At 71.1% G+C, this 14,108-nt stretch carries 13 protein-coding genes; 6 read left to right on the top strand and 7 right to left on the bottom strand.

Annotation, left to right across the window (positions count from 1 at the left end; translation table 11 throughout):
* Positions 1 to 13 precede the first annotated feature (13 nt).
* Positions 14 to 1,114, top strand: a complete 1,101-nt coding sequence (locus tag ACFV6H_RS34695; protein ID WP_385550458.1) for a DMT family transporter — start codon at positions 14 to 16, stop codon at positions 1,112 to 1,114.
* Here the strand turns inward: ACFV6H_RS34695 and ACFV6H_RS34690 are convergent.
* Positions 1,105 to 2,436: an aminotransferase class I/II-fold pyridoxal phosphate-dependent enzyme gene (locus tag ACFV6H_RS34690; protein WP_385550456.1), complete on the bottom strand. Its 1,332-nt coding sequence runs from the start codon at positions 2,434 to 2,436 to the stop codon at positions 1,105 to 1,107. The two genes, ACFV6H_RS34695 and ACFV6H_RS34690, sit on opposite strands and share 10 nt — an antisense overlap.
* 35 nt (positions 2,437 to 2,471) lie before the next feature.
* Between ACFV6H_RS34690 and ACFV6H_RS34685 the strand changes: the two genes are divergently transcribed.
* A complete protein-coding gene (locus ACFV6H_RS34685) occupies positions 2,472 to 3,230 on the top strand; it encodes a pyridoxamine 5'-phosphate oxidase family protein (protein ID WP_385550454.1) in 759 nt (252 codons plus the stop codon).
* A 132-nt stretch (positions 3,231 to 3,362) separates the two neighbouring features.
* Here ACFV6H_RS34685 and ACFV6H_RS34680 read toward each other — a convergent pair whose 3' ends face one another.
* The 3 genes from ACFV6H_RS34680 to ACFV6H_RS34670 all read right to left on the bottom strand — a co-directional run bounded on the left by ACFV6H_RS34680 (position 3,363) and on the right by ACFV6H_RS34670 (position 6,325).
* Positions 3,363 to 4,319 (bottom strand): DMT family transporter, encoded by a 957-nt coding sequence (locus tag ACFV6H_RS34680; RefSeq protein ID WP_385550452.1) that lies wholly within the window; start codon positions 4,317 to 4,319, stop codon positions 3,363 to 3,365.
* A gap of 229 nt (positions 4,320 to 4,548) precedes the next feature.
* Entirely contained in the window at positions 4,549 to 5,562 is a 1,014-nt protein-coding gene (locus ACFV6H_RS34675; protein ID WP_385550450.1) for a DMT family transporter, read from the bottom strand.
* 136 nt (positions 5,563 to 5,698) lie between these two features.
* Positions 5,699 to 6,325 (bottom strand): Clp protease N-terminal domain-containing protein, encoded by a 627-nt coding sequence (locus ACFV6H_RS34670; protein WP_385550448.1) that lies wholly within the window; start codon positions 6,323 to 6,325, stop codon positions 5,699 to 5,701.
* Between the two features lie 269 nt (positions 6,326 to 6,594).
* Here ACFV6H_RS34670 and ACFV6H_RS34665 point away from each other — a divergent pair, with 269 nt between their 5' ends.
* A complete protein-coding gene (locus tag ACFV6H_RS34665) occupies positions 6,595 to 6,789 on the top strand; it encodes a hypothetical protein (RefSeq protein ID WP_385550446.1) in 195 nt (64 codons plus the stop codon).
* 96 nt (positions 6,790 to 6,885) lie between these two features.
* Here the strand turns inward: ACFV6H_RS34665 and ACFV6H_RS34660 are convergent, their stop codons facing one another.
* On the bottom strand, positions 6,886 to 7,500 hold the full coding sequence (locus ACFV6H_RS34660; protein WP_384793104.1) for a PadR family transcriptional regulator: 615 nt from the start codon (positions 7,498 to 7,500) through the stop codon (positions 6,886 to 6,888).
* A 147-nt stretch (positions 7,501 to 7,647) separates the two neighbouring features.
* On the opposite strand from ACFV6H_RS34660, the gene ACFV6H_RS34655 reads away from it, so the two are divergent.
* Entirely contained in the window at positions 7,648 to 8,469 is an 822-nt protein-coding gene (locus ACFV6H_RS34655; protein ID WP_385550444.1) for a PhzF family phenazine biosynthesis protein, read from the top strand.
* On the opposite strand, the gene ACFV6H_RS34650 is transcribed toward ACFV6H_RS34655, so the two are convergent.
* Positions 8,459 to 9,259 carry a CPBP family intramembrane glutamic endopeptidase gene (locus ACFV6H_RS34650; RefSeq protein WP_384986613.1) on the bottom strand — a complete coding sequence of 267 codons (801 nt, stop codon included), beginning with the start codon at positions 9,257 to 9,259 and terminating at the stop codon, positions 8,459 to 8,461. The two genes, ACFV6H_RS34655 and ACFV6H_RS34650, sit on opposite strands and share 11 nt — an antisense overlap.
* A gap of 112 nt (positions 9,260 to 9,371) precedes the next feature.
* Here ACFV6H_RS34650 and ACFV6H_RS34645 point away from each other — a divergent pair, with 112 nt between their 5' ends.
* Positions 9,372 to 11,183, top strand: a complete 1,812-nt coding sequence (locus ACFV6H_RS34645; RefSeq protein ID WP_385550442.1) for a hypothetical protein — start codon at positions 9,372 to 9,374, stop codon at positions 11,181 to 11,183.
* A gap of 81 nt (positions 11,184 to 11,264) precedes the next feature.
* Here the strand turns inward: ACFV6H_RS34645 and ACFV6H_RS34640 are convergent, their stop codons facing one another.
* Positions 11,265 to 12,788 (bottom strand): glutamate--cysteine ligase, encoded by a 1,524-nt coding sequence (locus ACFV6H_RS34640; RefSeq protein ID WP_385550440.1) that lies wholly within the window; start codon positions 12,786 to 12,788, stop codon positions 11,265 to 11,267.
* 503 nt (positions 12,789 to 13,291) lie between these two features.
* Here ACFV6H_RS34640 and ACFV6H_RS34635 point away from each other — a divergent pair.
* Positions 13,292 to 13,900 carry a hypothetical protein gene (locus ACFV6H_RS34635; RefSeq protein WP_093588974.1) on the top strand — a complete coding sequence of 203 codons (609 nt, stop codon included), beginning with the start codon at positions 13,292 to 13,294 and terminating at the stop codon, positions 13,898 to 13,900.
* Positions 13,901 to 14,108 lie beyond the last annotated feature (208 nt).

Genomic DNA, 14,108 nt, shown 5'->3' with positions numbered 1-14,108 from the left:
ACATCGTGGCCGTATGAGCACCGCGACTCCGCCTCGCCCAGGACCTCCCTCCGCCCCGGCCACCGCACCGGGCCCGGCACCTTCCCGTAGCCGTCTCGCCTTCGACTGGCGTGTCCGGTTCGCGGCGCTCGCGGTCATCTGGGGCTTCAGCTTTCTGCTGATCAAGGTCGGCACCCATGGCTTCGCGCCGTTCCAGGTCACCTTCGGCCGGCTGCTCTTCGGTACGGCGGTGCTGGCCGTCGCGATGGCCGTCAAGCGCGAACGGCTGCCCCGGGGCCGGCGCACCTGGGCCCATCTCACCGTCGCGGCCTTCCTCCTCAACGCCCTGCCGTTCTCGCTGTTCGCCTACGCCGAGCTGACGATTCCCTCGACACTCGCGGGCATCTGCAACGCCACCTCGCCGCTGTGGGGCATGGCGCTATCCCTGGTCGCCCTCTCCGAGGACCGGCCCACCCGCCGCCGGGTCGCCGGACTCGGCATAGGTTTCCTCGGTGTGCTGACCGTGCTCGGCGCCTGGCAGGGCTTCTCCGGCCTGGACTTCACGGGTACGGCGATGGCCCTGCTCGCCTCGCTGAGCTATCCGGTCGGCTGGATCTACGTACGCCGCACGCTGGCGGGCAGCAGCAGTTCCCATCTCGCCCTGACCGGCGCGCAGCTCCTGGTCGCCACACTGCAACTTGCTCTGATCACACCGCTGTTCACCACACTGCCGACCTCGTTCCCGGCGCTCCCGCTGCTCTCCGTGTTCGTGCTCGGCGCGCTGGGCACCGGGCTGGCGATCCTGCTCCAGTACGGAGTGGTCGCCGAGGTCGGCCCGACGACCGGCACGATGGTCACGTACTTCATCCCGGTCATCGCCACCGCGGCCGGTGTCACACTCCTCGATGAGGAGCTGACCTGGAACACACCGGTCGGCGCCCTGATCATCCTCGCCGGCGCCGCACTCACCCAGAGCCGGGCCAGAAAGCCGGCGGATGGCCGGCCGAAGTCCGCAGACGGCCGGTCGAAGCCCGCAGGCAGTCGGCCGAAGCCCGCGGCCGGTCAGCCGACATCCGCAGGCGGTCAGTCGACGCCCGCAGTCGACCGACCGAAGTCCGCGGCCGGTCAGCCGTAGCTGCGCGCGGGCGCGGGTCCCGCCGCTGCCGCCACCGCGTCGGCGACCGGACCGATGTCCTCGTCCGTCAGGGACGACACGGTCAGCCGTACGCCCGGCGGCGCGGCCATCCGGAAGCGCGCTCCGGGCGCGACCGCCCAGCCCGCGTGCAGCAGCCGCGCCACCGCGCCGGTCTCGTCGGCCACCGGCACCCAGACATTCATCCCGCTGCGGCCGTGCGCCTCGACGCCACGCTCCGCCAGCGCCGTGACCAGCGCGTCACGGCGCAGCCCGTACGACCTGGCCACCGTCCGCGCGTCCACGGCTCCCGAGGTCCAGAGCTGGACGACGGCCCGCTGGAGGAGCCGGCTCACCCAGCCGGGACCGAGCTGCTGACGGCCCAGCACCCGGTCCACGGTCTCCGCGTCGCCGGTCAGCACCGCGAGCCGCAGATCGGGTCCGTACGCCTTCGCGGTGGACCGTACGAGCACCCAGCTCTCCGTGGCTCCGGCGAGCGGATGCAACGGCACATCCACGATGCGATGGCCGTGGTCGTCCTCGATGAGCAGCACCTCGGGACGGGCGGCGAGCAGGGCGCGCAACTCCTCCGCGCGGGCCGCGCCCACCACGGCGCCCGTGGGATTCTGCGCACGGCCGGTGATGACGACCGCGCGCACCCCGGCCCGCAGCGCCCGGTCCAGCTCGGCGGGGAGCGGCCCGTCGTCGTCGAGTCCCACCGGTACGGGCCGCAGTCCGAGCGCGGGTACGAGATCCAGCAGACTGCCCCAGCCCGGATCCTCGACGGCGACCGCGTCACCGGGCCGGAGCCGGGCGGCCAGCACCCGTTCGATCGCGTCCAGCGAACCGGAGGTGACGGCGACGGGCCCGGCGGGCACTCCGTCGGCGTCGAGCTCCGCACGTGCCAGGCGCGCCAACTCCGCGTCCACGGGCGGCTGTCCGTACATCCCGGGCTCTCGCGCGTTGTGGCGCGCGGCGGCGGCGAGAGCGTCGTCCAGCGCGGGCAGCAGAGCCGGATCGGGATTGCCCTCCGACACATCCCGTACGCCGGGAGGCGCGTCGACGCGGATCGAGCCACGGGCCGTACTGGCCGGGCGCGGTCGCACCCGGCTGCCTCTGCGCCCGGCCGTCTCGATCACTCCGCGCTCGCGCAGAGTGCGGTAGGCCGCCGCGACGGTGTTCGGGTTGACGCCGAGCCGTGTCGCCAACTCCCGCATCGGAGGCAGCAGTTGGCCAGGCGCCAGCTCACCCGCACCGACCGCGCGCTCCACGCTCGCGGAAATCTCCGCCGCGCCCCGACCTGTAATCCGATACTCTCCTAGCACAAAGAACACTATGCACTAGTGCAATGGAGGACGCAATGCCGGAGACCGCGCCACCGAGCGCCACCGCCGCCTACCGGCCCACCGCACGGACCGTCCCCACCCGCGCCAGGGAGCGGGCGGCGTACGACCGTGAGCTGGTACACGCCATCCTGGACGAGGCGTATATCTGCCATCTCGGTTTTGTGCGCGATGGAGCGCCGGTGGTTCTTCCGACGCTCTACGGCCGGGTGGGCGAGCGGCTGTACGTCCATGGCTCGGCCGGCTCACGCCCACTGCGCATGGCGGGCGGGCCGCGATCAGCGAGCGAACAGGCCGGAGCAGCCGCCGACGGTACGGAGGCTCCCGGCGCCGACGGCGCCGACGGTACAGAGGCTCCCGGGCTGGCGGTCTGTCTGACGGTGACCCATGTCGACGGTCTGGTCCTGGCCCGCTCCGCCTTCCACCACTCGATCAACTACCGCTCCGTGGTGGTCCATGGCATCGCCCGCCAGGTGACCGACGCCGAGGAGCGGCGCACCGCCCTCGACGCGATCGTCGACCATGTGGTGCCCGGCCGCTCGTACGACTCACGCCCGGCCAACGACCGTGAACTGGCCGCGACCGCCGTGATCCGCCTCGATCTGGACGAGGTCTCCGCCAAGGTCCGTACCGGCGGGCCCAACGACGACGCCGAGGATGTCGGACTGCCGCACTGGGCCGGCGTGGTGCCTCTGGCGCGCGGCTACGGAACGCCGGTACCGGCCGACGATCTCGACCCGGCCGTCGCGCTGCCCGACTATCTCTCGGTGCTCTGAGGCGCTCGCCCACATGCACGGGGTGCTCTCCCGCAGGCATGAGGCGCCCTCACCACGCGACGGAGGCGCGGATCACGGACAGGATCACGGACATGAGATCCATGAGATCCGCGCCTCCGCCGTCGCCCGGTGTCAGACCAGTGCCGCCGCGGCCCTGCGCCGGACCGCCGCACTCCTGGCCTCCGCCAGCGCGAGCCCGGCCACCGCCGCGAGCAGCAGGAGTGTGCCCACGACGGTGGCGACGGTCAGCCGCTCGCCGAGCAGCCCGACCGCGATGACCGCCGCGCTCACCGGCTCCAGCAGCATGATCACGGAGACGGTCGCGGCACGCACCACCGCCGCGCCCGCGAAGTAGAGCGCGTAGGCGAGCGCCGTGGGCACGGCCGCGACGTACACGAGCAGCCAGATCACGCGCGCCGGTTCCGCGGTGTGCGGCACCAGCCCTTCGCCCACGGCGAGCGGCAGCAGCAGGACCGCGCCGATGGCGAAGGCCCAGGCGGTGGTGGCCATGGCGTCGGCTCCGCCGCCGTCCCGTCCCAGCCTCCGGGTGAGCAGAGTGATCGCCGCGTATCCGGCCGCCGACAGGATCGCCAGCGCCACTCCGACGGGACGTACGGTGCCGCTCCCGCCGCCCAGTACGAGCACTCCGAGACCGGCCGGCGCGCCGGTCACCGCGACCAGACCGCCGCCGCCCAGCCGCTCGCCCATCGTGAAGCGCGCGCCGAGCGCGATGAGGACAGGTCCCGCGCCGAGGGTGACCACCGTGCCGACCGCGAGCCCTGTCGCCTCGACGGCGGCGAAGTAGGCGCTCTGGAAGACGGTCAGACCGATGCCGGTGGCGACGGTACGGAGCAGCCGCCGGCGCCGAGGCTCAGCGGCGGGCACGGGCTCACGGCGCCGCCGCAGCGCGAGCGCGCCGAGCAGCAGGACGAGCCCGCCGACACAGCGCCAGAAGGAGAGCGCGAGAGGACCGAGATCGCTGATCCGGTAGACCAGCGAGCCGGCGGCTCCCGCGGTCCCCCAGGCGATCCCGGCGATGATCAGAAAGAACAGGCCCCGCCCGACGGGCATGCCGGACCCGGCAGGCATAGCGGAAGCGGGCGCGGAAGAAGAAGCGGAAGAAGGCATCGACACGTGACGTCTCCGTGTGAAGAACGGGTGGATGGTCGCTCAGCTCCGTCACGCGGGCAGCGACGAACCGCACGGGAGTCAGTGCTGTCCAACGGACAGCCGAACCCGAGCCCGGTCTTCGTCGGCGGATGGCCGCCCGCGCTAAGCGGCGGGAGGCGGCAGTACGGTCGAATGCATGATCGGCAGCCTACGGTGTGGTGCGCTCGGCGGACAACCGCGTCCCGCCCGTGGACGGTTCCGTCGCCCGCCCGCCACCAGGTCCGCCCGCCACCGGCCCTGACGGCGGAGCCGACGCCGTCGGAGTCGTCGACTGCGCGATAAAGGCGCCGACGAGCACGACGGCGCCACCGACGATCTGCGGCGCCGAGAGATGCTCCCGCAGCAGCACCCAGGCCAGTACGGTCGCGACGACGGCCTCCAGACAGGCGACCACGCCCGCCACCTGCGGGGAGAGCTTGCGCACCGAGACCACGCCGGTCACATAGGCGAGCACGGTCGCGATCAGAACGATCCAGCCCAGCAGCAGTCCGGCGGAGACCTCGGAGCCGCCCATGTCGGCACTCCCGCCGAGCAGGGACCAGTCCATGTTCCAGGGACGGGCGACGACGGTCAGTACGACCGCGCCGACGAGCAGCCCGTACGCGATCACACCCAGCGGATCCGGCGCGTCCTCACCACCGGTGCCCTGGTCGGCCAGGATGAAGTAGAACGCCTGGCAGCAGGCGGCGCCGAGCCCGAGCAGCACTCCGACCGGATCGAAACTCAGCCCGGCCCAGACCTCGACCACACAGGCGAGTCCGCCCACCGCGAGCACCACGCCCACGGCGGCGGCGCGGGTGACATGCCGCCGCTGGACGAAACGTACCCAGAGCAGCACGAGCACCGGGCCGAAGTACTCGATCAGCAGCGCGACGCCGACGGGGATACGGGAGATCGACGCGAAGTAGAAGGCCTGTACGCCGGCCACCGCGAACAGGCCGAAGCCGGCGAGCAGCGCGGGCCTGCGCAGCAGCAGGGCGCGGTGGCGCCAGGCCAGCGGCAGCATGACCACCGCGGCGCCGGTCACCCGTAGCCAGACCACATGGAGCGGATCGAGCCCCGCTTCGATGAGCGGCTTGGCCGCGACACCTGAACCGCCGAACGCGAACGCCGACGCCAGGGCGATGCCCAGGCCGACGCTCCTCCCCTGAGACGCGTGCATGGCGACATCATGACAGGTGACGTCAGGAGTAACACCCTTGTGACACCTGTCGAGACACAGCGGCCGGCGCAGCCACCACCGTCGCGCTCAGCGCTCAGCTCTCAGCGCCCGGTTCGCAGCACTCAGTTCTCAGCGCTCAGCCCGGCCCCGCACCCTGCCCGTGCGCCCGGGACAGCCGCTCGGCCAGCGCCTCCGCGTCCACACCGGCCCGTACGAGCACATCGACCGCCCGGCACTCCCGGTCCGAGACGAGCGCGGCGAGCAGATCGAGCCCGCGGGCGCGCGGTTCGCCGTGCCGCGCGGCGCGTTCCAGCGCGCGCCGCATGGCGGTGACGGCCCCCGGCGACCAGCCGCTCATGGCACGCTCCCGCACCACGGGCATGGCGCCCGAGTCCTCCACCGTCCGCTGCCAGCGCAGTCCGTAGCCGATACTGCGCTGGACGAGATAGCCGAGCACTTTGACCACCTGGTCACCCGCCTGACCGCCCACATGGTCACCGCCGTCGAACTGGTCACCGCTGTCGAACGCCGACCGCACCTCCGGGTCCGTCTCCAGCAGCGAGTGCAGCAGATGGGCCGTGTCGATCTGCGCGTCACCGTCGCGCAGCGCCCTGCGGCGCGCGCCCGAGAGCACGGAGACCAGTTCCGTCGTGAGCCGGGCCTCGGCCGCGGCACGTCTCCGCTCGGCACCGGCACGCGCCGGCGCGTTGTCGGCTCGGGTCGGTGCGGTCTGTTCCGGCACCCGCGGAGGAGGGCTTTGCACCCTCCCACCCCATCAGTCCCGTCTGCGCCTGACATCCCCGGCGGGGAGCATTTCCGCGTCCCACCGAAGGTGGGCGCGTCCGGCCGGGTTCTCCTCCTTACGTAGGAGATTGCCACCCCTATCCCTCAGGGGCTCGCGCCGCCTTGCTTTCCGCGCATCGCCGTCCTCCGCCTGCCGTCCCCCGCCCGTGCGCAACCGCCATGGAGCGCCCTCGCGTCCGACACGTACGGACGGCGCCATCACCTGCGGCGGCCGGGAGGAGAGTCTCGTTGTACTGGATGGTCGCCCTGCTCGCCGTGGACGGGCGGCAGTACGTCTACCGCGTGTACGCGCCGGCCGACGCGCTGCGCGGAGACATCTTCTGGGCGGCGTTCCACTGCCATGACGAGGGACCGTATCCACGGGCGTCGGACTGGTTCGACTCGGCGGTGTTCTGGCGGCTCGGCCGGGCCGACCGGGTCTGACGTCCGGGAACGGATACGCGCTCGGGCCCCGCGGCCGAAACCGCGGGGCCCGTGTCGTACCGGCGGGGACCGTACGTCAGTTCTCGTCAGCCCTCGTCAGTCCTCGTCGGCGAGGATCAGGTACAGCTTCTTACGGGACTCGTTGATGACCCCGAGGGCCTTCTGCCGCTGCTCGGGCGTACCGGTCTTCCAGACCTGTCCGAACGCCTCCATCAGCCCGAATCCGGCCTGACGGATCTCGTTCACCGTGTCCCAGTCGAAGGTGCGCCCGGCCTCCTCCCACGGGGCGTCGGGCCCCGATTCGGCCTCGGTGCGCCCGGTCTCGGTGAGCGTGAACAGCTTCTTGCCGCCCTCGCTCCGGCTGATGATCAGCCCTTCGTCCTCCAGCAACTGAAGTGTCGGATACACCGAGCCGGGACTGGGCCGCCAGGCCCCGCCGCTGCGCTCGCCGATCTCCTGGATCATCTCGTACCCGTGCATCGGCCGGTCCTTCAGCAGCGCCAGGATCGAGGCGCGCACATCGCCGCGGCGCGCCCGGCCCCGGCCACCGCCGCGACCACGCCCGCCACCGCCGAACGGACCGCCGAAGGGCGGCCCGAACGGCCCGAAGGCCCCGCGCCGTCCCTCGAAGTCGCCGTGACCCTGGTGACCGGGCCCACAGTGACCGGATCCCGGCCCGTGATGACCGTGCTCATGTCCATGTGAACGCATCGCTACGCTCCTCTCATCGTTGATCTGTCGCGATGCGTCAACGATATATCGGAACACATCGATCGACAAGCATCCAACCCGACCATGTCCGCGCTCACGTTCACGCCGGTGTCCACGCCGGTCCCGCCGCCCGCATAGGCTCGGAGGATGCGGATTCGAATCGTCGACGCCTTCACCGACCGCCCTTTCGCGGGCAATCCAGCCGGAGTGGTGGTCCTGGACTCCGACGGCTTTCCCGACGACGGCTGGCTCCAGCGGGTGGCCGCCGAGGTGAACCTCTCGGAGACGGCCTACGCCCACCCGCTGCCGCCCGGCGGCGACGCCGACTGGGCGCTGCGCTGGTTCACACCGGCCACCGAGGTGGACATGTGCGGCCATGCCACGCTGGCCACCGCCCATGTGCTGCGCTCCACCGGGCGCGCGAAGAGCGCCGTACGGTTCGCGACACGCTCCGGCGTGCTCGGTGCCACGGCGGACGAGGACGGCGCCTTCACTCTCGACTTCCCGACCTCGTCACTGACTCCCGTGGAGATCCCGGAGGAGGTCGCGGACGCGCTCGGCGCCTGGCCGGTCTCGGTGCACGACACCTCCGAGCAGGTCGGCGATCTGCTGGTCGAGCTGGCCGACGAGCGGACCGTACGCTCCCTCGTCCCGGACTTCGCCGCGCTCGTCGGTTCCTCCCGGCGCGGCATCATCGTCACGGCCGCCGCCGAGGATCCGGGCCGCGGCTACGACTTCGTCTCCCGGGGTTTCTTCCCAGGCGTCGGGATCGACGAGGATCCGGTGACCGGCAGCGCGCACACCGCGCTCGCGCCGTTCTGGTCCGCGCGGCTGGGCCGTACGGAGCTGACCGGCCTCCAGGCCTCCGCCCGTACCGGACTCGTCCGTACGTCGTCACGCGGCGACCGGACACTGCTCACGGGCCGGGCGGTGACCGTCATCGACGGCGAACTGCTCCCTACACCGTAGGCAGCCAGTCCACCTTCCCCGCCAGCAGCGCGTACCCGACGAACGCGCCGATATCGAGCAGCGCGTGCGCCGCCACCAGCGGTCCGACCCGTCCCCACCGCCGGTAGAGCAGTACGAACACCACGCCCATCACCATGTTGCCCACGAAGCCGCCGATGCCCTGGTACAGGTGGTACGAGCCGCGCAGCACCGAGCTCGCCACCAGCGCCGCCATCGGAGTCCAGCCGAGCTGTCCGAGTCTGCGCAGCAGATATCCGACGACGATGACCTCCTCCAGTACGGAGTTCTGCACCGCCGAGAGAATCAGGACCGGGAACTTCCACCACACGTCCGGCAGCGACTCCGGCACCACCGTCAGATTGAAGCCGACGGCCTGCACCACCAGATAGAACGCCAGCCCGGCGCTGCCGATACCGGCCGCCACCAGCGTGCCCCGGCCCAGATCCGACCAGGGCCGCCGGCCGTCGAAGCCGATGGCGCGCAGCCCGCTGCCCTCCCTGATCAGCAGATGCGCGACGAGCGCGACCGGCACCAGGGCGGTGGTGATCCCGAAGAGCTGCCAGGCGAGATCGAGCCAGGGCCGCCCGGGCGCCGCCGACGAGTTGAGCGAGGCCGCCTGGTCGCTGAGCGCTCCCGGCTTTGTCAGCGAGCCGACGAAGCTGATGAGCGCGGACACACCGCTCGCGCCCAGCGACAGGGCCAGCACGAGCACCGTCTCGGACCGCAGGGTCCTCCGTGAGATGGCCTCCTCCGGAAAAGAACCGGCCACCCGTCCCGCCTCCGCCTGCACGCCCGCCTCCAAGTGTGTGTCCCGTCCCATGCCATTCCCGTCCCATGCCGCGCGCGGTGCCGCTAGGGTCTCGAATGCAGGTACGAAGATCGCGTACGACAGGCCGGGGACCATGGGACGTCACAGCTTGCCCCACAAGCCCGTGAGGCGCGTGGGCAGGGCCGGTTCGCCGCGCCGCCGCCGCATCGCCATCGCCGTCTCGCTCGTCCTCGCCGTGACGGCGGGAGCCGGGATCGCGGTGGGCAGCGGACTGCTCTCCTTCACCGGTCCCTGTGAGCGCGCTCCGGTCCGGGTGGACCTGGTGGCCTCGCCCGACATCGCTCCGGCCCTGCGCGCCGTCGCCGACCGCGCCCGCCGGAACCAGGTGACCTCGGACGGCCGCTGTCTCGACGTACGGGTCGAAGCCCGCGAGAACTACAAGGTGGCGGACATGCTCGCGGCCGGCACCACCGGCTCCGCCGCTCCCGACTTCCAGATATGGGTGCCCGACTCCGATGTCTGGGTGGACCGCGCCACGACCGCGGGCAGCGGCGTCCCGCTGACTCCGGCAGGCAATGTGGCCCTCTCGCCGGTGGCCCTGGCCGCGGCGCCCGCGTCCGCCGCGGCGCTGGGCTGGCCCCGGAAGACCTACACCTGGGCCGGTCTCGCCGCGATGGCGACCGAGACGGACCGGCTGCTCCTCGGTGCGGCGGATCCGGCGCGCAGCGCCACCGGTCTGCTCGCGCTCAGCAGCATCTCCGAGTCCTCGCGGCAGGAGGCGCCGAAGAGCGACACCCGGACCGCCGCCACGGCCAAACTCCTCACCCGGCGCGTCTCCGACACCGACGCCCAGGTGCTCCGGACGCTCGCGGCCGACGACAGCTCGGCGGGCACCGGGGCGGGCACCGGGAAGAACAGCCCGCGCCCCAACGAGGCGGTCCTGCTCTCCGAACAGGCCGCCTACGCCCATAACTCGGCGGGCGACGGCTCGGCGAATCTGAGCCTCTTCTATCCGACCGACGGCGCGCCCGCGCTGGACTATCCGTACAACCTCGTCGACGTGACCAGGCTCACCACCGACCAGAGCCGCGCCGCCATGCGGTTCATGCTGCTGCTCGGCGAGAAGCCCTCGTACCGAACGCTGGAGCAGCACGGCTTCCGGGCGGCGGGCGCGCCGGACTCTCCGGTGCCGGCCGAGCTGGTCCGTACGGCGGGCGGACGCTCTCCGCAGCCGTTCGCGGAGAGCGACATCGCTCCGCCGTCGTCGGAGGCGGTCCAGCAGGCCCTCGGCCTGTGGACGGTGACGGTGCAGAGCGCCCGGCTGACGACGGTCGTGGACGCCTCGGCCTCGATGACGGCGCCCGTGCCGGGACGGAAGGGACAGAGCAGGATGGAGGTCACCAAGGCCTCGCTGCTCGAAGCGCTCGCCACCTTCACGCCCGAGGACGAGATCGGCCTGTGGGAGTTCAGCACACGGCTGGACGGCGCCAAGGACTACCGCAAGCTGACGGAGACGCTCCGGCTCGGCGCGCCGGTGAAGGGCGGCACGCACCGTAAGCGACTGTCCGCCGCCATCACCGCGCTCAAGCCCATCCCGGACGGTGACACCGGGCTGTACGACACGGCCCTGGCCGCCTACAAGGAGGCCCAGGCGGGCTATGTACAGGGCAAGTTCAACGCGGTGGTCCTGCTCACCGACGGCTCGAACCGGGACGACGACGGCATCTCCCGCGGCGAACTGATCAAGCGGCTCAAGGAACTCGTGGATCCAGGACGCCCGGTGCCGCTGATCGCGATCGCCGTGGGACCGGACGCGGACCGGCGTGAGGTCGACGAGATCGCCAGGGCCGCGGAGGGGGCGGGGTACGAGGTGAGCGACCCCGCCGACATCCGGGCCGTGATCCTGCGGGCGATCATGGCGGTCGGCCACCTCCACGAGTCCTGAGCCCGGCCCGCCCGGCCCACCCGGCGACCGTCCCACGCGCCGCCCGGCCGTCGGCCCGTCCCGTCCCCGTCCCGCCCGGCCTCATCCCGGTCTCCTGACGGACGGTGCCGGCAGCCCTACCGTCCAGGTGTGCACCGGCTCTCCCAGATGCATCAGCTCGGCGTAGCGGCGGGTGGTGGCCGCGAGCGCGGCGTCCCGCTCCAGCCCGGACTCCAGCGCCTGATGGAAGGTCTCCACCTGCCACGAGGCGCCGTTCATCCGCCGGTTGCACCGCCCTTCGATGACGCCGAGATAGAAGTCCCGGTCCGCGGGCTCGATCTGCCACGCGTCGAGCCCCGCCGCGGCGAGCGGCAGCAGTTCGTCGCGTACGAGCTTGACCACCGGCACGGTGGTGATCCCGGCCGCCCGTCCCGGGCGCGGCCAGCGCAGCTCGGCGTCGATGCCATGGCGGCAGGCGGCGTCGAAGTTCGCGGCGGCCTCGGTGAAGGGCAGTCTGCTCCACACCGGCCGGGCGTCCTCGGCGAGCGCGCGCACCAGTCCGTAGTAGAAGGCGGCGTTGGCGATCACATCGGTGACGGTGGGACCGGCCGGCAGCACCCGGTTCTCCACGCGCAGATGCGGTGCGCCGCCGGCGACTTCGTACACCGGACGGTTCCAGCGGTAGACCGTGCCGTTGTGCAGCGCCAGTTCCTGGAGCTCCGGCACACCGCCCTCGTCGAGGACCCGCAGCGGGTCCTCGTCGTCGCAGATCGGCAGCAGAGGCGGGAAGTAGCGCAGATTCTCCTCGAACAGGTCGTACGCGGACTCGATCCAGCGCTCGCCGAACCAGGTCCTGGGCCGCACTCCCTGTGCCTTCAGCTCCGGCGGCCGGGTGTCGGTGGCCTGCTCGAACAGCGGCGGTCTGGACTCCCGCCACAGCTCCCTGCCGAACAGGAACGGTGCGTTGGCACCCAGTGCCACCTGCACGGACGCCATCGCCTGCGCCGCGTTCCACACATCGGCGAACCGGTCGGGCGTGACCTGGAGATGCAACTGCACGGAGGTACAGGCGGCTTCGGGAGCGATGGAGGACGAGGTGCATGTGAGCCGCTCGACGCCCTCGATGTCCAGGGTGAAATCCTCGCCCCGGGCCGCCACCATCTGATCGTTGAGCAAGGTGTAGCGGTGGACGTCCGAGAGATTCGCGGAGACCACATCATGCCGGCCGAGAGTCGGAAGAATACCGATCATCACGATGCCCGCGTCGACTTCGCTCGCTTTCCGGTGGGCATATCCGAGACCGGCGCGCAGTTCCTCGGCAAGCTGATCGAGAACTCTTCCTGAGAGCCGGTGCGGCGCTACATTTACTTCCAGATTGAACATTCCGAGTTCGGTCTGGAAATCATGACTCGCGATACGGGAGAGCACCTCCGCATTCATCATCCGGGGCATCCCGTCGGAGCCCGCCAGATTCAGCTCGATCTCAAGGCCCATGAGATTCTTGGGCCGGTCGAACCTCTCCTCCGCCAGGAGCCGCCCCAGCACCGCCAGGCACTGCTGGAGCTTCCTGCGGTATTTCCGCCGATCGGACAGGTCGGAGCCGTCCGGGTCGACCTTCTCCCCCATCGAAGCGTCCCTCCTCGAGTGGGCAGCCCGCGGCGTCGGCCGCTCGCGTCACGATCGATAATGCCCAGACTGGGTGATCCGTAACGCCCCACGCGCGCCCGGCGACCGGTAGAGTGCCCACAAGTGTCGTTCGGCACATTCCTATGGCATGGCGGTGGGGTTCCGTTTGCACCGTCCGATGGGCCACGGAAAACGGTGGCGAGTTTCGGCCGACCCCGCCGGGTGAATAATCCCAGGCCAGACGCCTGCCTTCACTGTTTATCAACAGAAAGTCCGCAGGAAGATGGACCGGAATATGTCTTGTCCGCAATATCCGTGAGAGCTAGCAGAAACATGCTGTGAACACGCGTCGTATAAACTTCGCTCACCAGGCAGAGAGCCGGTGTCCGGTCACGTCCCGACCATGTGCCGACCTCTGACCTGATTGCTGACAGTGACGTCCGCACCCGCCCGCGCTCCACCTCACGCATCACCCTGTCTCCAGAAGTGAGAGGCAACCCACCATGCCGCTGCATGTTCCCCCGGCTCCCGCGCCCGCGCTGCGCAGCGTTCTCGCGGCACTCGGTTCCCCTACCGCCGTGCGCGATGCCCGCACTCCCGCTCTCCAGTCCGTCCAGGGACCGCTGAGCCCCGAACTGCCGCTTCCCGTCCATGTGCTCAGTCATGTCGCCCCGGCAAGCCGCAACGGCACCGCCGAGGGCCGCACACCGCAGACCAGACTGGCGGGCTGGCGGTTCCTGATCCACAGCGGCGACCGCGCCGTGGCCGCCGCCGACACCATGCTCACCGCGGACGGCTGGGCCTTCTCGCGCTTCTTCGAAGGCCCGTACATCACCGCCACGGAGCGTGCGCTCCGCCAGGCGGAGACACTGGGGACCGCCTACCAACCGAGGCTGCTGTCGGTCCCCGAGCTGTACATGCTCACGCTCTGGCTGCACGGCGACACGGAGGCGGACGCCTCCACCGGCGCGCCCGCGCCGACCGACATCCTGGTCCCTCTCGCACCGGCTCCGCCGGGCATCGCCGCCCACCGTCCGCACCGGGTGGCGGAGTTGCTGCCGATGATCGGACTACGACTCGCTCCCGCTCCATTGCTGCGCACTCCGGCCTGAAGCGCCTTCGGCGTTTCAGCGGACTTTCCGTACGTTCTCCGCGCCTTCCTCTCCACGCCTTCCTTTGTGCCCCGCGGCCCTTCGGTCGCGGGGCACTCTTTTGCCCATGCGGAGTAGTCATCTCAGGTCACCCTGAACCACCCGAAAGGACAGTCCAGTTGAACTGAACCGTCCGGCCGGGTGACACGTCCTTAAGCAGAAGGAAGAG

Source organism: Streptomyces sp. NPDC059743 (genome assembly GCF_042732975.1).
GTDB lineage: Bacteria > Actinomycetota > Actinomycetes > Streptomycetales > Streptomycetaceae > Streptomyces.
This window is presented reverse-complemented; position numbering and strand designations above follow the sequence as displayed.

What these genes read in the sequence shown, in the direction of transcription:
- ACFV6H_RS34695 (WP_385550458.1), top strand. Translation starts at nt 14, where the DNA reads ATGAGCACCGCGACTCCGCCTCGCCCAGGACCTCCCTCCGCCCCGGCC.
- ACFV6H_RS34685 (WP_385550454.1), top strand. Translation starts at nt 2,472, where the DNA reads ATGCCGGAGACCGCGCCACCGAGCGCCACCGCCGCCTACCGGCCCACC.
- ACFV6H_RS34680 (WP_385550452.1), bottom strand. Translation starts at nt 4,319, where the DNA reads ATGCCTGCCGGGTCCGGCATGCCCGTCGGGCGGGGCCTGTTCTTTCTG.
- ACFV6H_RS34675 (WP_385550450.1), bottom strand. Translation starts at nt 5,562, where the DNA reads ATGCACGCGTCTCAGGGGAGGAGCGTCGGCCTGGGCATCGCCCTGGCG.
- ACFV6H_RS34660 (WP_384793104.1), bottom strand. Translation starts at nt 7,500, where the DNA reads ATGCGTTCACATGGACATGAGCACGGTCATCACGGGCCGGGATCCGGT.
- ACFV6H_RS34655 (WP_385550444.1), top strand. Translation starts at nt 7,648, where the DNA reads ATGCGGATTCGAATCGTCGACGCCTTCACCGACCGCCCTTTCGCGGGC.
- ACFV6H_RS34645 (WP_385550442.1), top strand. Translation starts at nt 9,372, where the DNA reads ATGGGACGTCACAGCTTGCCCCACAAGCCCGTGAGGCGCGTGGGCAGG.
- ACFV6H_RS34640 (WP_385550440.1), bottom strand. Translation starts at nt 12,788, where the DNA reads ATGGGGGAGAAGGTCGACCCGGACGGCTCCGACCTGTCCGATCGGCGG.
- ACFV6H_RS34635 (WP_093588974.1), top strand. Translation starts at nt 13,292, where the DNA reads ATGCCGCTGCATGTTCCCCCGGCTCCCGCGCCCGCGCTGCGCAGCGTT.